Genomic DNA, 18,518 nt, shown 5'->3' with positions numbered 1-18,518 from the left:
GCGGTCCTTCACAGATCCTGGGCGATGGTGCGTATGAACGCGTGCGAGTCGGTCGTGGACAGGGCGAGCCCGCGCAGCCGGTCCAGGAGTCCCCGGTAGCGGCGGAGCTGCATGTCGGCGTCGAGGAGGATCGATCCGTGGGAGGAGTCGAGCTGCACGGTGTCGAGCTGCGGCACGGGCGCGGACACATAGGTGAACGACTGGCCCGCGCCCGGGAAACCCCCCGCGGCGAAGGGGATGACGCGGACGGTCACGGTGTCCCGCTCGGAATACGCCAGGATGTGCTCCAGCTGGTCCCGCGCGACCTTCGGTCCGCCGAACTGCATGCGCAGCGCCGCCTCGTGGATCACGGCCTCGTACAGCACGGGCCGGTCCCGGTCCAGCACCTCCTGACGGCGCAGCCGCAGGGCGAGACGGGCCTCCAGGTCGGGGCCCGGCAGGAGCGGGACGGCGGTGTCGAAGACGGCCCGCGCGTGCTCCTCGGTCTGCAGGAGGCCCGGGATGTGGGTGGTCACCGCGCTCTGCAACTCCGATGCGTGGAACTCCAGTTCGGCGATGTCGATGAGCGCGGGCGGCAGCAGGCCGCGGTGCTCCTCCCACCAGCCGCGGTCCCGCTCCTGGGCGATGTCGGCGAGCAGGTCGACGAGTGCCGCGTCGGGGCAGCCGTAGTTGAAGGCGAGCGTGCGGACGCGCTCGGCGCTGATGCCGAAGCGGCCCGACTCGATGTTGGGGATACGGGTGCGGTCGACGCCCAGGAGGGCGGCGGCCTGCTGCGCCGACATGCCCGACTGTTCGCGCAGTTTGCGCAGTTCGCTCCCGAGGCGCTGCTGTCGTGCGGTCGGGCTGCTCCTGGGTGGCACGCTCGATCTCCCCTTGCGTTGCGTGACGTCGGCGACCTCCGCGGATCGCCGTTTCGGCCGGAATGGCACGACTACCCGCAAGTAGTAGCACTGTGCTCCGCTTGTGCGCTACGGTCGGTAGCGCAAGTCTCACACGGGGCGACCGAATCCGTGTGTGCGTACCCCCCCAATGCGCAAGAAATGTGAGCAACCCGATGAAGGGCGCACTGCGTTGCCTCCCGTCCGCCGTGACGGCCGGGCCCATACCTCCCGCCACGGAGAACCTCAGCTACTCGATGCTTCTCCCCGGAGGCGCCTACTGCGCCGGACTCGCCCGTGAGTCGGTCAGTACGCTCCTCACCCGGCACGGCCTCTCCGAGCTCTGCGAGACCGCCGAACTCGCCACCTCGGAACTCGTCGCCGCCGCGTACCGCTTCACGCCCGACCGCGAGATGATCCTGCGGGTCCGCTGGCAGTACGAGGCGCTGCGGATCGTGCTCTACGACCAGCACCCGGCCCATTCCACGCCCACCGCAGCCGAGGAATGCCGCGACCGCCGCAGCCGCAGCATGTGGCTGCTGGCCGCGGCGGTCGACGCGCACGGAGGCGACTGGGGCCTCGCCCCCGTACTGACACCGGGCGGCGGCACCAAGTCCTGGGCGTTACTGCACCGTTGAGACATCCCTGCCTCGACGGATCGTCACCCGATCCCGACTGTTCGCCGCCCCGTCCGGCGGTCTAACCCCTCGAAGCCACTCCCCGGACCTCTTCCGCCGTCGTCGGCCGCAGCTCACCGTCGAGCAGCAGCCAGCGCGTGATGCCCAGCGACTCCAGGAACGTCACGTCGTGGCTCGCCACGATCAACGCCCCCTCGTACGCGTCGAGGGCCGCCGTCAGCTTCCGGACCGACGCCATGTCCAGGTTGTTCGTCGGCTCGTCCAGCATCAGCAGCTGCGGAGCCGGCTCCGCCAGGAGCAGCGCCGCGAGCGTCGCCCGGAAACGCTCCCCGCCCGAGAGGGTGCCCACGGGCTGATCCGCCCGTGCCCCCCGGAACAGAAACCTCGCCAGCCGCGCCCTGATCGCGTTCCCCGTCGCCGTGGGCGCGAAGCGGGCCACGTTCTCCACCACACTCAGCCCGTCGTCGAGGACGTCGAGCCGCTGCGGCAGGAAGCGGAGCGGTACCCGCGCGTCCGCCTCACCCGACAGCGGCTCCACCTCTCCCGCGATCGTCCGGAGCAGCGTCGTCTTGCCGGCGCCGTTCCGGCCGACGAGCGCGATCCGCTCCGGGCCGCGCAGCGCGAACTCGCCGCCGACCGTCGCCCCGTACCGCAGCTCCAGGTCACGCAGGAACAGGACCTCGCGGCCCGGCGGCACCGAGGTGCGGGGCAGTTCGACGCGGATCTCGTCGTCGTCCCGTACCGCCTCCACCGCAGCGTCGAGCCGCTCCCTGGCCTCGGAGAGGCGCTCCGTGTGCAGGGTGCGGTGCTTCCCGGCCGCGACCTGGGCATCGCTCTTGCGGCCGTTCGCCACGATCTTCGGGACGACCTTGTTGTCGTAGCTCTTCTGCGCGAACCGCTTGCGGCGCGCCAACTTCGTCTGTGCCTCGCTCAGTTCGCGCTTCTGGCGCTGCACGTCGGCTTCCGCGACCCGCACCATCCGCTCCGCGGCCTCCTGTTCGGCGGCGAGCGCCGTCTCGTACGCCGACCAGGGGCCGCCGTACCACGTGACCTCGCCGTCCCGGAGGTCGGCGATCTGGTCGACGCGCTCCAGGAGTTCACGGTCGTGGCTGACCACGACCAGGACCCCGGACCAGCCCTCCACCGCCTCGTACAGGCGGGCGCGGGCGTGCCGGTCCAGATTGTTCGTCGGCTCGTCGAGCAGCAGGACGTCGGGCCGGGCGAGCAGCAGCGCCGCGAGGCGCAGCAGGACGGACTCGCCGCCCGAGACCTCGCCGACGGTCCGGTCGAGACCGACGGCGGAGAGCCCCAGCTGATCGAGGGTGGCGCGGGCCCGCTCCTCGACGTCCCAGTCGTCGGCGAGTGCGGTGAAGTGCTCCTCGGCGGGATCACCCGCCTCGATGGCGTGCAGCGCGGCCCGCTTCGCCGCGATGCCGAGGATCTCGTCGACCCGCCGCGAGGTGTCCAGGACGACGTTCTGCGGCAGGTAGCCGAGCTCGCCCGTGACGCGGACCGTGCCGTCCGTCGGGGTCAGTTCTCCCGCGAGGAGCTTCAGCAGGGTCGACTTGCCGGAGCCGTTGAGCCCGACGAGCCCGGTACGGCCGGGGCCGACCGTGAGACGGAAGTCGTCGAGGACCTCGGTGCCGTCGGGCCATGAGAAGGAGAGTGAGGAGCAGGTGAGAAAGGTGGGGTGATGCGCCATGGAGGCCTCCCGGTTGCGCGAGCGCGAGCATGAATGGGCGACGCGAGAGACACCGGGGCGCGGGCAGTCGAAGGAACGGCTCGTACGCCGAGGTCGAGAACGGCACACGCGGCACAGGGGGCACGCGCGGCGCGGTGTCTCGCAACCTCAGACGAGCAACGTCCTTCTCCGATCAACGACAACAAGGTCAAGGACGACCGTACGGCGTGGGCCGGGCGGGGGCAAACGAATTACGGGCGCTCGCGCAGCAGCTCCGCCAGGTCGTGGTCCCAGTCCAGGTAGTCGCGCTCGCTTCCGGCCGGCACCAGGTGCTCCGAGCGCGCCAGGAAGCGGCGCAGCTCCGAGGTCCGGACGTGCACCATCGCGACCCCCTCCGGGGCGTGGAACTCGACCACCGTACGGTCGTACCCGTACGGGCGCAGGCGGACGTCACCGACCCCCGCCGGGCGGTCGACGCCCTGGACGAGCAGCTCACGGGCGAAGGCCCAGGAGACCTCGACGCCCTCCAGGGTCGCCGGAGGCGGGAAGGCCATGCTCACGGCGTACGGGTCCTCGCGGTCGTACCGCAGGGTGGCGGGCACCGTCTCCATCCGGGGTGCGGATGCGACCAGACGGGCCTGGACGGACTGCTCGATGACGGCGTGCAAGACCGGCTCCTCTCGCGCGGGTTTCGGATCCTGTGCGTCTCCCCGACACCAGGGCACCTCACACAGGGGAAGACGAGCGGTGCGGCCGGAACGTGCACTCGGTGACCACGTGACCTGCGTCACCGAACGGGGGTGTCCGAGGTCAGCGCCGCTCGGCGGCGGCGTCGTCCGGCTCGGCGCAGGGGCCGGAGCGGTCGCAGTACGGCTGATTCGCGGAGGCGCCGCAGCCGCACAGCGTCACCCGGGTCTCGTGCCGCTCCCCGTGCGGGCCGGTCACGAGCAGGTCCCCGCGGAGAACGAGCTGGCCGGAGGGGGTGCGGCGCACGGAGGCGGGGGAGTCCGGGGGCTCGGCGACGGCGGCCTCCGCCGGGCGGTGGCGGTACTGGAGCGCCCCCGAGGGACAGCGGCGGATCACCTCGGCGACGAGGCCGGGCTCGGCGGCGTCGGGCAGCACCCACGGGCGCCGGGACCGGTCGAAGACCTGGGGCAGGCCGCGTACGCACTCGGCCGCGTGCAGACAGCGCCGTGGCTCGAAAGTGACGGTGATGCCCTCGCCGTCGTACTCCTTGAGCGTCGGCTTCCCTTCGAGCTCGGGCTTCTCCTCCGGCCGGGGCTTCTCTTCGGGCCGGGGTTTCATTTCGGGCCCGGGCTTCTCTTCGGCCGGTGCGCGCTCGCCGTCCGTACGATCGCTCATGCGACTCAGCCTAGGAACGCCCGGCCGGGGTCGCACCCCGGGCCGTACCCGGGAGACCGGGGGCTGGGAGACCGGGGGACGCACCCTGGACGGGGACCGCCCCGGGGCACTAGCTTCCGGCGCCATGACGTCCATGGGGAAGACGAGACGAACGATGTCGGTGGGGCTGATCGGAGCGGCGCTCGCGCTGAGCCTGGCGGCCCCGGCGCGGGCCGGGGAGACCGCCACGGCCGCGGCCGGCTGGCAGCTGACACCGACAGGCACCGACGCCCGCTTCCGCGGGCTCGCGGCGGTCGACCGCAGGACCGCCTGGGCCGCGGGCTCCAAGGGGACGGTGCTGCGCACCACGGACGGCGGACGGAGCTGGCGAAACGTCTCGCCGCCCGGCGCGGGCGAGCTCGAGTTCCGCGATGTGGAGGCCTTCGACGCCCGCCGGGCGGTCGTCCTCGCCATCGGGGAGGGCGAGGCCTCGCGCCTGCTGCGCACGGAGGACGGCGGCGCCACCTGGACCGAGTCCTTCCGGAACACCGACCCGCGCGCCTTCTACGACTGCGTCACCTTCTTCGACCGGCGGCACGGACTCGCCATGAGCGACCCCGTCGACGGGAAGTACCGCATCCTCTCCACCCGTGACGGTGGCCGGTCCTGGCGGGTGCTGCCGAGCGCGGGGATGCCGGACGCGCTCCCCGGCGAGGCCGGCTTCGCCGCGAGCGGCCAGTGCCTGGTGTCCTCCGGACCCCGGGACGTCTGGCTCGCCACGGGCGGCGGCGCCACCGCCCGCGTGCTCCACTCCGCCGACCGCGGGCTCACCTGGACCGCGACCGCCACGCCGATCCCCGCCGGGGACGCGGCCAGGGGCGTCTTCGGCCTCGCCTTCCGCGACCGTACGCACGGCATCGCGGTCGGCGGCGACTACCGCAAGGATCAGCCGTCGCCGCGGGCCGGCGCCGTCACCGCGGACGGGGGCCGCACCTGGCGCGCCTCGGACGCGCCCCCGCCGGCCTACCGCTCCGGCGTCGCCTGGCTCCCGCACAGCAAGTCGGCCGCGCTCGCCGTCGGCCCGACCGGCACGGACCTGACGACCGACGGCGGCCGCACCTGGCGCACGCTCGACACCGGCTCGTACGACACGGTGGACTGCACGAACGACGGCTCGTGCTGGGCCTCCGGAGAGAAGGGCCGCATCGCCCGCCTCGACCGCGGCTCCGGCCACGGCTAGGCCCTGTCCGGGCGATCAAGTTCGCAGCAGTCCATCACTGACGCGGGATATCAATGCCCGCCGCGCGCAGGTGCCCCTCGACCAGCCCGTTCAGCCGGGCGACGGACGGCGCCTCGTCCTCCCGGTGGTGGTTGACCACGCCGTACCGGGAGGCCGCGTCGGGACCGTGCGGTTGCTTGGCCGGCAGCGTCAGCAGCGCGCGGGCGCCCAGCAGGTTGGCGGCCACCGCTGAGGCCAGCTCCTCGATCCGCGGGTCGTCGGGATCCCAGGACCTCGCCTCCCAGCCGCGCTTGGTCAGCTCGACGAACTCAGGGTCGTCGAGCCGGTGTTCGAGGTTGGCCAGGAAGAGGTCGAAGACCTCGGGAGTCAGCGCCCGCGACAGCACCAGGGCCTCCCGCTGGGTGGTGACGTAGTCGGGGCTGAAGTCGAGCTCGGCGAGTCGCTCCAGGACCGCGCAGGCCCGGTCGGGCAGCAGGGCGCGGTCACCGTGGGCGAGCCGGTGCAGGGTGTCGCGGCGGGCGGTCAGCTCCTCGATCTGTTCGGTGAGCCGGCGGCGGACGTCGTCCAGGGCGGTGGCGAACCGCTCGGGCTCGGCGTCGAGCAGATCGCCGATCTCGGCCAGCGGTACGCCCGCCCCGGCCAGGGCCCGGACCTGGACAAGGCGCAGCAGGTCAGTCGAACCGTAGCGCCGGTAGCCGGAATGGTCGCGTTCCGGTTCGGCGACCAGGCCGAGCCGGTGGTAGTGCCGCACCGTCTTGACGGTGATGTCGACGAAAGCTGCTGCCTGACCGATCGTGAGCCCCTGTGCCATGGGGTGAGAGTAACGCTCCGCCATTGCCTTGACCTTGACCTTGGGTCAGGGTCCACGCTCATCTCACACCCGCTGACGCGAGATGAGGAATCACCATGAGTGAGCAGAACACCGCCGCCGCGCAGGACCGCCCCGAGCTGCGGAAGGCCATGCAGGAGATCGTCGACGCCGGATTCGCCGGCGTGCAGCTGCGCGTGAACGACGAGCTCGGCGAGTGGGTCGGCAGCGCCGGGGTGAGCGAGCTGGGCCGGACCGCGAAGCCGCCGACCGACGGGCACTTTCGGGTCGGCAGCGTCACCAAGACCTTTGTCGCGACCGTCGTCCTGCAGCTGGTGGCCGAGGGCCGGCTCGGCCTCGAGGACCTGGTGGCCGACCACTTGCACGAGTTCCGGCTCGACCGGCGGATCACCGTACGGATGCTCCTGCAGCACACCAGCGGGTTGTTCAACTTCACCGGCGAGTTCTCCAAGGACGGGTCGGTCGAACCCGGTGTGGTCGCCGGGTGGGGCAAGGAGTGGGTGGACCTGCAGCACGCGACCTACCGGCCGGAGGAGCTGGTGCGGGGGGCGTTGGCGAAGCCGGCGCGGTTCGATCCGGGGACGGCCTGGAGCTACTCCAACACCAACTACGTCCTGGCCAGGCTGCTGATCGAGCAGGTCACCGGCTGCTCGCTGCCCGAGGAGACGCACCGGCTGATCCTGGGCCCGCTCGGGCTGACGGGCACCCTCCTTCCGGAGACCCGGGAGGACATCCCCGAGCCGCACGCCCACGGCTACTTCGGCTACGACGACGCCGGACAGTGGAAGGTGGTTGACACCACCCGCTTCAACCCCTCCTGGGTATCCGCCGCCGGCGACATGATCTCGACCAGCCGGGACCTCCACACGTTCTTCTCCGCGCTGAACAGCGGCAAGCTCGTCTCGCCCGAGCTTCTGGCCGAGATGCGCGTCGCGGACCCCACGATGGGTTACGGCCTGGGGGTGTTCGTGGAGGAGCTGGACGGCGGCGGCACTGTCCTCCACCACAACGGAGGGTTCTGGGGCTGGGGCGCATTGATGTACAGCACGCCCGACGGCACCAAGACCCTGACCGGCTCGCTGACCTCCGGGGACGTCGAAATGGACCTGCCCACCATGGCCGGGACGTTCGAGAGGGTGAAGCAGACACTGGTCAAGGCGGTGTTTGCCTAGGACTTGTCCGGCCGTCACGTGCGGAACCAGATGGCGAGGGTTGCGGCGGTAACGGTGCCGAGGAAGACGTAGCCGCGCTTGTCGTAGCGGGTGGCCACTGCTCTGGCGTGTTTGAGCCGGTTGATCGTCCGTTCGACGGTGTTGCGCTTCTTGTACCGTTCTTCGTCGAAGCCAGGTGGCCGTCCGCCGCGTGAGCCTTTGCGCAGGCGGGCGGCCTGGCTGTCGGTCTTCTCCGGAATCGTGTGCCGGATTCCCCTCCGCCGCAGGTACTCGCGGCACGGGCCGTTGCTGTAAGCCTTGTCCGCCGCGAGGCTGTCAGGCTTCTTGCGCGGACTGCCCGGCCCGATCCGCGAGACGCGAATCTTCTCCAGCACGGGCTGAAACTGCGTGCAGTCCGCCCGCTGTCCCGGTGTGACGATCAGGGAAAGCGGGCGGCAGCGGCCGTCCGCGCTCAGGTGGAGCTTGGTGGTAAACCCGCCCCGCGAGCGGCCCAGGCCCTCACCTCCTGCACCACCTCCACCAGGCGGTCGACGAGGCTCTGCCACGGCATTTCGCCCTGGTGTTCTCCCGCCGCGTCCCCCCTTTGAGCCGGGAGCCGACGGTGGTTCGGTCCGGGCGCCGGCGGCGTGCTGATGTGCCCGCACGATGGTGGAGTCGACCGAGATGTCCCAGTCGATCTCCCCGGCCGCGTCGACCTCGGCCTGCACCTGCTGGAGCAGGCGTTCCCAGGTTCCGTCGGCCGACCACAGACGGTGGCGTTCATAGACCGTTTTCCACGGGCCGAACCGTTCAGGCAGGTCACGCCACTGAACGCCGGTCCGCACCCGGTGCAGAATCCCGTTGATCACCTGCCGGTGATCCCGCCACCTGCCGCAACGCCTGTTGCTGACCGGCAGGAACGGCCGCAGCCGTTCCCACTCGGCATCCGTCAGATCACCCCGCCCCATGTCCACATCAACGACACGACTACGGAGTAGTCACATGATCGGCCGGACAAGTCCTAGGAGGGCAGCTCCTCCCGGTACGCGGCGATCCCGTCGGCCGTCTTGGTCGCGTAGAACTCCGTGATCCGGTAAGCGCACACGCCCTCGGTGCTGAACGGGTCGGCCGCCGCGATCTCCTCGATCTCCGCGCGGCCGACCCCGGCGGCCAGGATCACGCCGCCGTCGCGCGGGTTCTTCCGCCCCGAGGCGATGAACACCCCGGCGGCGTACTGCGCGTCGAGCCACTCGATGTGCGCGTCGAGCAGTGCGTCCACCTGCTCGACGGGCGCGGTGTAGGTCAATTCCAGTACGAACATGATCGCCAGGCTACCGGGGACCCGGCCCGCTCCGACGAGGCGTTCCGGTCCTCGGAACGGGGAAGGGAAGGGGACCGGAACGGGGGACCGTAGGGTGGCCCGCACTATGACGATCATCGGCATTCCGGCGGACTGGCCCGCCGACGAGGACACCGCACGGGACGTCCAGCGGGAGCTGCGCGGACGCATCGTGCTCGACGAGCCGGGACCGGCCGTCGGCGAGGGGCACGTCACCGGGCTCGACGTGGCCTACGACGACGAGCGCGACCTCGTCGCCGCCGCGGCCGTCGTCCTCGACACCCGTACCCTCGACGTGGTCGAGGAGGCCACGGCGGTCGGCCGCGTCTCCTTCCCGTACGTCCCGGGGCTCCTCGCCTTCCGTGAGATCCCGACGGTGCTCGCCGCGCTCGACTCCCTGACCGCCGACCCCGGCCTGCTCGTCTGCGACGGCTACGGCCTCGCCCACCCCCGCCGCTTCGGCCTCGCGAGCCACCTCGGGGTGCTCACCGGACGGCCGTCCATCGGCGTCGCCAAGAACCCCTTCACCTTCACGTACGAGCAACCCGGCGCCGCGCGCGGCGACTTCGCCCCGCTCCTGGCCGAAGGCGAGGAGGTGGGCCGGGCCCTGCGCACGCAGGCCGGGGTGAAGCCGGTCTTCGTCTCCGTCGGCCACCGGATCTCCCTCGCCGGCGCCTGCGCCCACACCCTCCATCTCGCCCCGCGCTACCGCATCCCCGAAACCACCCGCCACGCCGACTCGCTCTGCCGTCGCGCCCTGAAGGAGGCGCTCGGTCGACCGGAACTTCCATGACTCGACAGCGAGTTCCCCTGCCGCACCCTCCGCCTCGCGATCAGGGTCGTGGGGAGGACGGCCACGGCGATGACACCTACTCGCGTCCGGTCGAGTACCTCAGGCAGTTCTGAGTATGTGTACGGATGTCGGCCCCCGAGGCGGCCGGGCATAGTGGGGTTCATGACAACACCCCTTTTCCTGTACGCCCTCGTCGTCCGGACCCCGGTGTGATCGGGCGGCTGCGGAGCCTTGTGCTCGATTGTCCGGATGCCCGGGAACTCGCCGAGTTCTACCGGAAGTTGATCGGTGGTCAGGTGGAGAGTCCGGAAGCCCGGTGGGCCGTCGGCGAGGGTTCCGCCGTGCTGCGGGGCGAGCGCGGTCCGGTACTCGCCTTTCAGAGCGTGGCCGATCACCGGCCGCCCGTCTGGGGTGCGCCCGAGCAGCAGTTCCACCTCGACGTGCGGGTCGACGACCTGGGCGCCGCCCATGAGGCCGTCCTCGCGCTCGGGGCCGTACCGCTCGACAACGGGAGTGGTGACGCGGCCTGGCGTGTCTATGCCGACCCGGCCGGTCACCCCTTCCGTCTCGTGCGGTTCTGAGGCCGGCCGCGCCCCGATCCGCCGCGCGGATCACCCCCGGTGTGCCACCCGGAAGCCGATGCCCGCCGCGCGGAGCCGCTCGATCAGCGCGTCGCCCATCGCGACCGCCGTCGTCACCTGGCCCGCCGTCTTCGGCAGGGCGTCGAAGGCAAGGCAGAGCGCCGACTCGGCGAGCATCTTGGCCGTCTCGTCGTACCCCGGGTCGCCGCCCGACACCTCGGTGAAGACCCGCCGCCCGCCGCCCTCGCCGACGAACCGCACCGAGAACCAGCTGCGGGCGCGCCGCTCCTCCGACGGGCCCTGGCCCGGTCGGTAACGGTCCATCAGCCATCGCCGCACCGGCGGGAGTTGAGCCGCCACCACGCCGGTGCCGATGGCCGCCGTGCCGCCCAGGGCCATCGGGAGCGTCTTCACGGAGGCGTAGTGGCGGTAGCGGAAGTCCGGCCCGTACCGGTCGAGGGCGGCGGCCGAGCGGGCCACCACCTGCGGGTCGAGCGTCGGCAGCGGCAGGGCCCAGGTGCCCGTCTCCCGGCTGAAGCGGGGGCTGCCCAGCGGCGCGCGGGCCCGCCGGCCCACCAGCCTCGGCGCGTACAGGCGCCGCTCGCGGGCGGCCTCCAGGATCTGCCGGCCCCGGCCGAGCGCGGTCAGAGCCGAGGCGAAGGTCCCGCCGGAGAAGGTGGCCCCGACCCGCACGAAGCCGTCGACGCGGAGCGGTACGCCCGCCGGGAGCTGCTGGACGGTGAAGTACACGCCCAGGTCGTGCGGGACGGAGTCGAAGCCGCAGGCGTGGACGATCCGGGCCCCGGTCTCGCGGGCGCGCGCGTCGTGCCGGACGTACATGAGGTCCACGAACTCGGCCTCGCCGGTGAGGTCCACACAGTCCGTCCCGGCCTCCGCGCAGGCGGCGACCAGCCCCTCCCCGTACCAGACGTAGGGGCCGACGGTCGTCGCCACCACCCGGGCGGACTCGGCGAGCGCGCGCAGCGAGTCCGGATCGTCGGCGTCGGCGACGAGCAGCGGCAGCTCCGCGCAGTGCGGCCACCGGGCGGCGAGCCGCTCGCGCAGGGCCTCGAGCCCGGTGCGGCTGCGCCCCGCGAGCGCCCAGCGGCACTCGGTGGGGGCGTGCTCGGCCAGGTACTCGGCGGTGAGCGCGCCCACGAAGCCGGTCGCCCCGAAGAGCACGACGTCGTACGGCCGGCGTGCGCCGTCTCCGGCTCCCTCGCCGACCTCAGCCGACGTGCCGTCCTGCGCCGACGTGCCGTCCCCCGCCCGCGCGCCGCCCTCCGCTCCCGTGCCGTCCGACGCGCCGCCCGGTCCCGCCCCGGCCCCGCGTCCCGTGCCCGCCCCTGTCTCCATCCAGCCCCTCATTTCGGCCGTACCGCGCCGCCGCGCGCGGTTGTCGTCGGCGGAGAATAGCGGAACTCCGCGCCGACGTGATTTCCAAGCGCTTGCTCGGCCGGGGGGCTTGTGCCGAGTGGAACACGTTCCTAGCATCTCCGGTGTTACATCATTGGTGTCACACACTCCTGGGGGCTCGATGAGCACGACGCACACCGCCCGGAACGGCCCGCTCGCCGGGGTGCGCGTGGTCGAACTGGCCGGTATCGGCCCCGGCCCCTTCGCCGCCATGCTCCTGGCCGACCTCGGCGCCGACGTCGTGCGCGTCGACCGCCCCGGCGGCGCCGGCCTCGGCATCGACCCGGCCCGCGACCTCACCAACCGCAACAAGCGCTCCGTCCTTGTCGACCTCAAGGCCGACGACGGCCCCGCCACCGTGCTCGACCTCGTCGCGCGCGCCGACATCCTCGTCGAGGGCTACCGCCCCGGCGTCGCCGAACGCCTCGGCGTCGGCCCCGAGCCCTGCCTCGCCCGCAACCCCCGGCTCGTCTACGGCCGGATGACCGGCTGGGGCCAGGACGGGCCGCTCGCCGCGACCGCGGGGCACGACATCGGGTACATCGCGATCACCGGCGCCCTGGGCATGATCGGCCCCGACCCGGACGGCCCGCCCACCGTCCCCGCGAACCTCGTCGGCGACTACGCGGGCGGCTCCCTCTACCTCGTCATCGGCGTCCTCGCCGCCCTCCAGCACGCGCGGGCGCACGGCGAGGGCCAGGTCGTCGACGCCGCCATCGTCGACGGCACCGCCCACCTCACCACCATGATCCACGGCATGCTCGCGGCCGGCGGCTGGCAGGACCGCCGGGGGGTCAACCTCCTCGACGGCGGCTGTCCCTTCTACGGCGTCTACGAGACCTCCGACGGCGGACACATGGCGGTCGGCGCACTGGAAGGGCAGTTCTACGCGGAGTTCGGCCGCCTCCTCGGCATCGAGGAGGCCGATGCCCTGCGCGGCGACCTCGCCCGCTGGCCCGAACTGCGCGCGGCCGTCGCCGAGCGCTTCCGGAGCCGTACGCGTGAGGAGTGGACGTCCGTCTTCGAGGGCACCGACGCCTGCGTGGCGCCGGTCCTCTCGCTCCGTGAGGCGCCCGCCCATCCGCACCTCGCGGCCCGCGGCACCTTCACCGAACACTCCGGCCTCACCCAGCCCGCCCCCGCACCCCGCTTCTCCGTCACCCCCGGCACCCTCCGCGCGGGCCCCGCCCTGCCCGGTGCCGACACCACCTCCGTCGCACGCGACTGGGCCGTACCCGCGCTCGGGGAGACGACCCCGCCCCAGACCCAGGAGACCGAAGCATGAAGCGTCAGCTCTACACCGCCGACCACGAGGCCTTCCGGGCGGTCGTCCGCACCTTCCTGGAGAAGGAGGTGCTGCCGTACTACGAGCAGTGGGAGAAGGACGGTGTCGTCTCCCGTGAGGTCTGGCTCGCCGCCGGACGGCAGGGGCTGCTCGGGCTCGCCGTCGACGAGGAGTACGGCGGCGGGGGCACCCCCGACTTCCGCTACGGAGCCGTCCTCGCCGAGGAGTTCACCCGGGCCGGCGCCCCCGGGCTCGCCATCGGCCTGCACAACGACATCATCGGCCCGTACCTCACCTCGCTCGCCACCGACGAGCAGAAGCGGCGCTGGCTGCCCGGCTTCTGCTCGGGCGAGACCGTCACCGCCATCGCGATGACCGAACCCGGCGCGGGCTCCGACCTCCAGGGCATCCGCACCACCGCCGAGGACCACGGCGACCACTGGATCCTCAACGGCTCCAAGACCTTCATCTCCAACGGCATCCTGGCCGACCTCGTGATCGTCGTAGCCCGGACGACCCCGGAGGGCGGCGCGCACGGCCTCTCCCTCCTCGTCGTGGAGCGCGGCGCCGAGGGCTTCGAACGCGGCCGGAACCTCGACAAGATCGGCCAGAAGTCCCAGGACACCGCCGAGCTGTTCTTCCACGACGTCCGCGTCCCCAAGGAGAACCTGCTCGGCGAGCTCAACGGCGCCTTCGTGCACCTGATGACCAACCTCGCCCAGGAGCGCCTGGCCATCGCCGTCGCCGGCATCGCCGGGGCCGAGCACCTCCTGGAGATCACCAGCCGGTACGTCAAGGAGCGCGAGGCCTTCGGCCGGCCGCTCGCCAAGCTCCAGCACGTCCGCTTCGAGATCGCCGAGATGGCCACCGAGTGCGCCGTCACCCGGACCTTCGTCGACCGCTGCATCGAGGAGCACGCGAGCGGCGCCCTGGACGCTGTCCACGCCTCCATGGCCAAGTGGTGGGCGACCGAGCTGCAGAAGCGCGTCGCCGACCGCTGTCTGCAACTGCACGGCGGATACGGCTACATGAGCGAATTCCCGGTCGCCCGCGCTTACACCGACGGCCGGATCCAGACCATCTACGGCGGCACCACCGAGATCATGAAGGAGATCATCGGCCGTTCCCTCCTCGGCTGACGTCGTCCCTCTCCCGCTCGACCACCCTCATCGCGAAAGGCTTTACGTGAGCACCGAAGCGTACGTGTACGACGCGATCCGCACCCCGCGCGGACGCGGCAAGGCCAACGGATCCCTGCACGGCACCAAGCCGATCGACCTGGTCGTCGGCCTCATCCGGGAGATCCAGGCCCGCCACCCCGGCCTCGACCCGGCCGCCATCGACGACATCGTCCTCGGCGTCGTCGGCCCGGTCGGCGACCAGGGCTCCGACATCGCCCGGATCGCCGGCATCGCCGCCGGACTCCCCGACACCGTCGCCGGCGTCCAGGAGAACCGCTTCTGTGCCTCCGGCCTCGAAGCGGTCAACATGGCCGCGATGAAGGTCCGCTCCGGCTGGGAGGACCTCGTCCTCGCCGGCGGCGTCGAGTCCATGTCGCGGGTGCCGATGGCCTCCGACGGCGGCGCCTGGTTCGCCGACCCGATGACCAACCTGGAGACCAACTTCGTCCCGCAGGGCATCGGCGCCGACCTCATCGCCACCATCGAGGGCTTCAGCCGCCGCGACGTCGACGAGTACGCCGCCCTCTCCCAGGAGCGCGCCGCCGCCGCCGTCAAGGACGGCCGCTTCGCCCGCTCGATCGTCCCCGTGAAGGACCGCGCCGGACTCACCGTCCTCGACCACGACGAGTTCCTGCGCCCCGGCACCACCGCCGACTCCCTCGCCCGCCTCAAGCCCTCCTTCGCCGACATCGGCGAGCTGGGCGGCTTCGACGCGGTCGCCCTGCAGAAGTACCACTGGGTCGAGGAGATCGACCACGTCCACCACGCGGGCAACTCCTCCGGCATCGTCGACGGCGCCTCCCTCGTCGCCATCGGCTCGAAGGAGGTCGGCGAGCGGTACGGGCTGACGCCGCGCGCCCGGATCGTCTCGGCGGCCGTCTCCGGCTCCGAGCCGACCATCATGCTCACCGGCCCCGCCCCGGCCACCCGCAAGGCCCTCGCCAAGGCCGGCCTCACCATCGACGACATCGACCTGGTCGAGATCAACGAGGCCTTCGCGGCCGTCGTCCTCCGCTTCGTCAAGGACATGGGCCTCTCGCTGGACAAGGTCAACGTCAACGGCGGCGCCATCGCCCTCGGCCACCCGCTCGGCGCCACCGGCGCGATGATCCTCGGCACCCTCGTCGACGAGCTGGAGCGCCAGGACAAGCGCTACGGCCTGGCCACCCTCTGCGTGGGCGGCGGCATGGGCATCGCCACCATCGTCGAGCGCATCTGACGGTCCCGTCCGAACCCCTCTTCACGGATCCACGGAGAAGCAGAGACATGAGCGAGAGCACCACCATCCGCTGGGAGCAGGACGAGACCGGGATCGTCACCCTCGTCCTCGACGACCCGAACCAGTCCGCCAACACCATGAACCAGGCCTTCCGGGCCTCGATCATCGCGATCGCCGACCGTGTGGAGGCCGAGAAGGACTCCATCCGCGGCATCATCTACACCTCCGCGAAGAAGACCTTCTTCGCCGGCGGCGACCTGAAGGACATGGTCAAGGCGGGCCCCGAACACGCCCAGGACATCTTCGACTCGGCCATCGGGATCAAGAACGCCCTGCGCCGCATCGAGACCCTCGGCAAGCCCGTCGTCGCCGCCGTCAACGGCGCGGCCCTCGGCGGCGGCTACGAGATCGCGCTGGCCTCCCACCACCGCGTCGCCCTCGACGCCCCCGGCTCCAAGATCGGCCTGCCCGAGGTCACCCTCGGCCTGCTGCCGGGCGGCGGCGGTGTCGCCCGCACCGTACGCCTCATGGGCATCACCGACGCCCTGCTCAAGGTGCTCCTCCAGGGCACCCAGTACACCCCGAAGCGCGCCCTGGAGAACGGCCTCGTCCACGAGGTGGCCGCCACCCCCGAGGAGATGATGGCCAAGGCCATCGCCTTCATCGACGCGAACCCCGAGTCCCACCAGCCCTGGGACGTCCCCGGCCACCGGATCCCCGGCGGCACCCCGTCGAACCCGAAGTTCGCCGCCAACCTGCCGGCCTTCCCCGCCAACCTGCGCAAGCAGCTGAACGGCGCTCCCTACCCGGCGCCCCGCGCGATCATGGCCGCCGCCGTCGAGGGCTCCCAGGTCGACTTCGCGACCGCGCTCACCATCGAGAGCCGCTACTTCACCGAGCTGGTCATCGGGCAGACCGCGAAGAACATGATCCAGGCGTTCTTCTTCGACCTCCAGGCCGTGAACTCGGGCGCGAGCCGCCCGAAGGACGTCGAGAAGCGGCAGGTCCGCAAGGTCGCCGTCCTCGGCGCCGGCATGATGGGCGCCGGCATCGCGTACTCCTGCGCCCGCGCCGGCATCGAGGTCGTCCTCAAGGACGTCTCGGAGGAGTCGGCGGCGAAGGGCAAGGCGTACTCCGAGAAGCTCTGCGCCAAGGCCGTCTCCCGGGGCCGCACCACCCAGGAGAAGGCCGACGCGCTCCTCGCCCGCATCACCCCGACCTCCGACGTCCAGGCCGTGGCCGGCTGCGACGCGGTCATCGAGGCGGTCTTCGAGGACACCTCCCTCAAGCACAAGGTCTTCCAGGAGATCCAGCACGTCGTCGCCCCGGACGCGCTGCTCTGCTCCAACACCTCGACCCTGCCGATCACCGCCCTCGCCGAGGGCGTGGAGCGCCAGGACGACTTCATCGGACTGCACTTCTTCTCGCCCGTCGACAAGATGCCGCTGGTCGAGATCATCAAGGGCGAGCGCACCGGCGACGAGGCCCTCGCCCGCGCCTTCGACCTGGTCCGCCAGATCAACAAGACGCCGATCGTCGTCAACGACTCGCGGGGCTTCTTCACCTCCCGTGTCATCGGCCACTTCATCAACGAAGGCGTCGCCATGGTCGGCGAGGGCATCGAGCCCGCCTCGGTGGAGCAGGCCGCGGCCCAGGCCGGCTACCCGGCGAAGGTCCTCTCCCTCATGGACGAGCTGACCCTGACCCTGCCCCGCAAGATCCGCAACGAGACCCGGCGCGCGATCGAGGAGGCCGGCGGCGTCTGGACCACCCACCCGGCCGAGGCCGTGATCGACCGCATGGTCGACGAGTTCGGCCGCCCGGGCCGCAGCGGCGGCGCCGGCTTCTACGAGTACGCGGAGGACGGCAAGCGCGGCAGGCTCTGGCCCGGCCTGCGCGAGCACTTCGGGAAGCCCGGACACGAGATCCCCTTCCGCGACATGCAGGAGCGGATGCTGTTCTCCGAGGCGCTGGACACCGTCCGGCTCCTGGAGGAGGGCGTCCTGACCTCGGTCGCCGACGCCAACATCGGCTCCATCATGGGCATCGGCTTCCCGGCCTGGACCGGCGGCGTGCTCCAGTACGTCAACGGCTACGAGGGCGGGGTCGCCGGCTTCACGGCCCGCGCGCGCGAACTGGCGGAGACGTACGGCGAGCGCTTCACCCCGCCGGCCCTCCTCGTCGAGAAGGCCGAACGGGGCGAGGTCTTCACCGACTCCTGAACGCGGCGCGCAGCTCCTCGCGGAGCGAGCGCTGGAAGGCCGTGACCAGGGCCTGGACCACCATCGGCTGCATATGGGCCGAGAGCGACCGCATGGCGTTCAGGTGGTCCGGGTCCTCGGCGCTCTCCCGGTACGGGTTCCACACCTCGTCCCGGAAGAGCCGGGAGAGCTCCTGGGCGGCGGAGCGCGCGTGCTCCACGAGGACGGTGCGGGAGGCGAGGATCGTCTCGTGCTCGATCGGCACGTCCAGCAGCTCGACCCCGAGCCGCAGCAGCGTCCCGTCGAGCCGGAAGGCCTCGCTCCCCTCGATCGGCTCCAGCACACCCATCGCGGCGAGCCGCTCGACGTCCTGCCCGGTGAGCGCCCGCCCGGCCCGCCGCTCCAGCTCGCGCAGCGTGATCTCCTCGGCGGACTCGGGCGCCCAGGAGGCCACGAGGGCCCGGTGAATGGCCAGGTCCTGCTCGCTGAGGTCGGCCGGCAACTGCTCCAGGTACCGCTCGATCGCGGCCAGCGTCATGCCCTGCCGCTGCAACTCCTCGATGAGCGCGAGCCGCGCCAGATGTCCGGCCCCGTAATGCCCGACCCGCCGCGCCCCGATCACGGGCGGCGGCAACAGCCCCCGCGTTCCGTAGAACCGCACGGTCCGCACCGTCACCCCGGCCCGCGCGGCCAGCTCGTCGACCGTATACCTCGGCTCGTGCTCCTCGTCGCTCACTTGAACAGT

18 protein-coding genes are annotated in these 18,518 nt (G+C 71.8%); 9 read left to right on the top strand and 9 right to left on the bottom strand.

Translation table 11 applies throughout. From position 1 onward, the window contains the following. Window positions 1-8: 8 nt before the first annotated feature. Window positions 9-860 (bottom strand): helix-turn-helix domain-containing protein, encoded by an 852-nt coding sequence (locus tag DEJ46_RS06930; RefSeq protein ID WP_150264672.1) that lies wholly within the window; start codon window positions 858-860, stop codon window positions 9-11. A gap of 182 nt (window positions 861-1,042) precedes the next feature. On the opposite strand from DEJ46_RS06930, the gene DEJ46_RS06925 reads away from it, so the two are divergent. Next, window positions 1,043-1,516 carry an ATP-binding protein gene (locus tag DEJ46_RS06925; RefSeq protein ID WP_223834545.1) on the top strand — a complete coding sequence of 158 codons (474 nt, stop codon included), beginning with the start codon at window positions 1,043-1,045 and terminating at the stop codon, window positions 1,514-1,516. Between the two features lie 61 nt (window positions 1,517-1,577). Here DEJ46_RS06925 and DEJ46_RS06920 read toward each other — a convergent pair whose 3' ends face one another. From DEJ46_RS06920 to DEJ46_RS06910, 3 genes are all read right to left on the bottom strand, one after another. After that, the gene (locus DEJ46_RS06920) at window positions 1,578-3,218 is read right to left on the bottom strand and encodes an ABC-F family ATP-binding cassette domain-containing protein (protein ID WP_150264671.1); all 1,641 of its coding nucleotides are present in this window, start codon (window positions 3,216-3,218) and stop codon (window positions 1,578-1,580) included. Window positions 3,219-3,448: 230 nt separating this feature from the next. Continuing rightward, a complete protein-coding gene (locus tag DEJ46_RS06915) occupies window positions 3,449-3,865 on the bottom strand; it encodes an SsgA family sporulation/cell division regulator (protein ID WP_150264670.1) in 417 nt (138 codons plus the stop codon). A 142-nt stretch (window positions 3,866-4,007) separates the two neighbouring features. Beyond that, window positions 4,008-4,502: a (4Fe-4S)-binding protein gene (locus DEJ46_RS06910; RefSeq protein ID WP_150274190.1), complete on the bottom strand. Its 495-nt coding sequence runs from the start codon at window positions 4,500-4,502 to the stop codon at window positions 4,008-4,010. A 181-nt stretch (window positions 4,503-4,683) separates the two neighbouring features. Between DEJ46_RS06910 and DEJ46_RS06905 the strand changes: the two genes are divergently transcribed. Continuing rightward, window positions 4,684-5,778 carry a WD40/YVTN/BNR-like repeat-containing protein gene (locus DEJ46_RS06905; RefSeq protein ID WP_190622477.1) on the top strand — a complete coding sequence of 365 codons (1,095 nt, stop codon included), beginning with the start codon at window positions 4,684-4,686 and terminating at the stop codon, window positions 5,776-5,778. 34 nt (window positions 5,779-5,812) lie between these two features. Here DEJ46_RS06905 and DEJ46_RS06900 read toward each other — a convergent pair whose 3' ends face one another. Further along, window positions 5,813-6,589: a MerR family transcriptional regulator gene (locus DEJ46_RS06900; RefSeq protein ID WP_150264669.1), complete on the bottom strand. Its 777-nt coding sequence runs from the start codon at window positions 6,587-6,589 to the stop codon at window positions 5,813-5,815. 95 nt (window positions 6,590-6,684) lie between these two features. On the opposite strand from DEJ46_RS06900, the gene DEJ46_RS06895 reads away from it, so the two are divergent. Beyond that, complete coding sequence (locus tag DEJ46_RS06895; RefSeq protein ID WP_150264668.1) at window positions 6,685-7,779, top strand: serine hydrolase domain-containing protein; 1,095 nt, start codon at window positions 6,685-6,687, stop codon at window positions 7,777-7,779. Between the two features lie 14 nt (window positions 7,780-7,793). Here the strand turns inward: DEJ46_RS06895 and DEJ46_RS06890 are convergent, their stop codons facing one another. Continuing rightward, window positions 7,794-8,726, bottom strand: a complete 933-nt coding sequence (locus DEJ46_RS06890; RefSeq protein WP_150274186.1) for an IS5 family transposase — start codon at window positions 8,724-8,726, stop codon at window positions 7,794-7,796. Window positions 8,727-8,779: 53 nt separating this feature from the next. Continuing rightward, window positions 8,780-9,079, bottom strand: a complete 300-nt coding sequence (locus DEJ46_RS06885; RefSeq protein ID WP_150264667.1) for a YciI family protein — start codon at window positions 9,077-9,079, stop codon at window positions 8,780-8,782. 106 nt (window positions 9,080-9,185) lie between these two features. Between DEJ46_RS06885 and DEJ46_RS06880 the strand changes: the two genes are divergently transcribed. Continuing rightward, a complete protein-coding gene (locus tag DEJ46_RS06880) occupies window positions 9,186-9,890 on the top strand; it encodes an endonuclease V (protein ID WP_150264666.1) in 705 nt (234 codons plus the stop codon). Between the two features lie 209 nt (window positions 9,891-10,099). After that, window positions 10,100-10,471 carry a VOC family protein gene (locus tag DEJ46_RS06875; RefSeq protein ID WP_150264665.1) on the top strand — a complete coding sequence of 124 codons (372 nt, stop codon included), beginning with the start codon at window positions 10,100-10,102 and terminating at the stop codon, window positions 10,469-10,471. 30 nt (window positions 10,472-10,501) lie between these two features. On the opposite strand, the gene DEJ46_RS06870 is transcribed toward DEJ46_RS06875, so the two are convergent. Then, window positions 10,502-11,827, bottom strand: a complete 1,326-nt coding sequence (locus DEJ46_RS06870) for a saccharopine dehydrogenase family protein (protein ID WP_150264664.1) — start codon at window positions 11,825-11,827, stop codon at window positions 10,502-10,504. 181 nt (window positions 11,828-12,008) lie between these two features. Between DEJ46_RS06870 and DEJ46_RS06865 the strand changes: the two genes are divergently transcribed. From DEJ46_RS06865 to DEJ46_RS06850, 4 genes are read left to right on the top strand one after another with little or no spacing between them, the layout of a single operon-like run. Continuing rightward, the gene (locus tag DEJ46_RS06865; RefSeq protein ID WP_150264663.1) at window positions 12,009-13,172 is read left to right on the top strand and encodes a CaiB/BaiF CoA transferase family protein; all 1,164 of its coding nucleotides are present in this window, start codon (window positions 12,009-12,011) and stop codon (window positions 13,170-13,172) included. Beyond that, window positions 13,169-14,311, top strand: coding sequence for an acyl-CoA dehydrogenase family protein (locus tag DEJ46_RS06860; protein ID WP_150264662.1), 1,143 nt, complete (start codon window positions 13,169-13,171; stop codon window positions 14,309-14,311). The genes DEJ46_RS06865 and DEJ46_RS06860 overlap by 4 nt, the downstream gene beginning before the upstream one ends. Before the next feature lie 46 nt (window positions 14,312-14,357). Beyond that, window positions 14,358-15,572: an acetyl-CoA C-acetyltransferase gene (locus tag DEJ46_RS06855; RefSeq protein WP_150264661.1), complete on the top strand. Its 1,215-nt coding sequence runs from the start codon at window positions 14,358-14,360 to the stop codon at window positions 15,570-15,572. Between the two features lie 47 nt (window positions 15,573-15,619). Then, the gene (locus DEJ46_RS06850; protein WP_150264660.1) at window positions 15,620-17,794 is read left to right on the top strand and encodes a 3-hydroxyacyl-CoA dehydrogenase NAD-binding domain-containing protein; all 2,175 of its coding nucleotides are present in this window, start codon (window positions 15,620-15,622) and stop codon (window positions 17,792-17,794) included. On the opposite strand, the gene DEJ46_RS06845 is transcribed toward DEJ46_RS06850, so the two are convergent. Continuing rightward, on the bottom strand, window positions 17,781-18,509 hold the full coding sequence (locus DEJ46_RS06845; RefSeq protein WP_150264659.1) for a MerR family transcriptional regulator: 729 nt from the start codon (window positions 18,507-18,509) through the stop codon (window positions 17,781-17,783). The genes DEJ46_RS06850 and DEJ46_RS06845 overlap by 14 nt on opposite strands. Between the last annotated feature and the right edge of the window lie 9 nt (window positions 18,510-18,518).

This window comes from Streptomyces venezuelae (assembly GCF_008642375.1).
Lineage (GTDB): Bacteria > Actinomycetota > Actinomycetes > Streptomycetales > Streptomycetaceae > Streptomyces > Streptomyces venezuelae_G.
The sequence above is the reverse complement of the archived record's forward strand: the minus strand, read 5'-3'. Positions and strand labels throughout refer to the sequence as shown.

What these genes read in the sequence shown, in the direction of transcription:
- DEJ46_RS06920 (WP_150264671.1), bottom strand. Translation starts at nt 3,218, where the DNA reads ATGGCGCATCACCCCACCTTTCTCACCTGCTCCTCACTCTCCTTCTCA.
- DEJ46_RS06910 (WP_150274190.1), bottom strand. Translation starts at nt 4,502, where the DNA reads ATGAAACCCCGGCCCGAAGAGAAGCCCCGGCCGGAGGAGAAGCCCGAG.
- DEJ46_RS06905 (WP_190622477.1), top strand. Translation starts at nt 4,684, where the DNA reads ATGACGTCCATGGGGAAGACGAGACGAACGATGTCGGTGGGGCTGATC.
- DEJ46_RS06900 (WP_150264669.1), bottom strand. Translation starts at nt 6,589, where the DNA reads ATGGCACAGGGGCTCACGATCGGTCAGGCAGCAGCTTTCGTCGACATC.
- DEJ46_RS06895 (WP_150264668.1), top strand. Translation starts at nt 6,685, where the DNA reads ATGAGTGAGCAGAACACCGCCGCCGCGCAGGACCGCCCCGAGCTGCGG.
- DEJ46_RS06890 (WP_150274186.1), bottom strand. Translation starts at nt 8,726, where the DNA reads ATGGGGCGGGGTGATCTGACGGATGCCGAGTGGGAACGGCTGCGGCCG.
- DEJ46_RS06885 (WP_150264667.1), bottom strand. Translation starts at nt 9,079, where the DNA reads ATGTTCGTACTGGAATTGACCTACACCGCGCCCGTCGAGCAGGTGGAC.
- DEJ46_RS06880 (WP_150264666.1), top strand. Translation starts at nt 9,186, where the DNA reads ATGACGATCATCGGCATTCCGGCGGACTGGCCCGCCGACGAGGACACC.
- DEJ46_RS06870 (WP_150264664.1), bottom strand. Translation starts at nt 11,827, where the DNA reads ATGGAGACAGGGGCGGGCACGGGACGCGGGGCCGGGGCGGGACCGGGC.
- DEJ46_RS06865 (WP_150264663.1), top strand. Translation starts at nt 12,009, where the DNA reads ATGAGCACGACGCACACCGCCCGGAACGGCCCGCTCGCCGGGGTGCGC.
- DEJ46_RS06860 (WP_150264662.1), top strand. Translation starts at nt 13,169, where the DNA reads ATGAAGCGTCAGCTCTACACCGCCGACCACGAGGCCTTCCGGGCGGTC.
- DEJ46_RS06850 (WP_150264660.1), top strand. Translation starts at nt 15,620, where the DNA reads ATGAGCGAGAGCACCACCATCCGCTGGGAGCAGGACGAGACCGGGATC.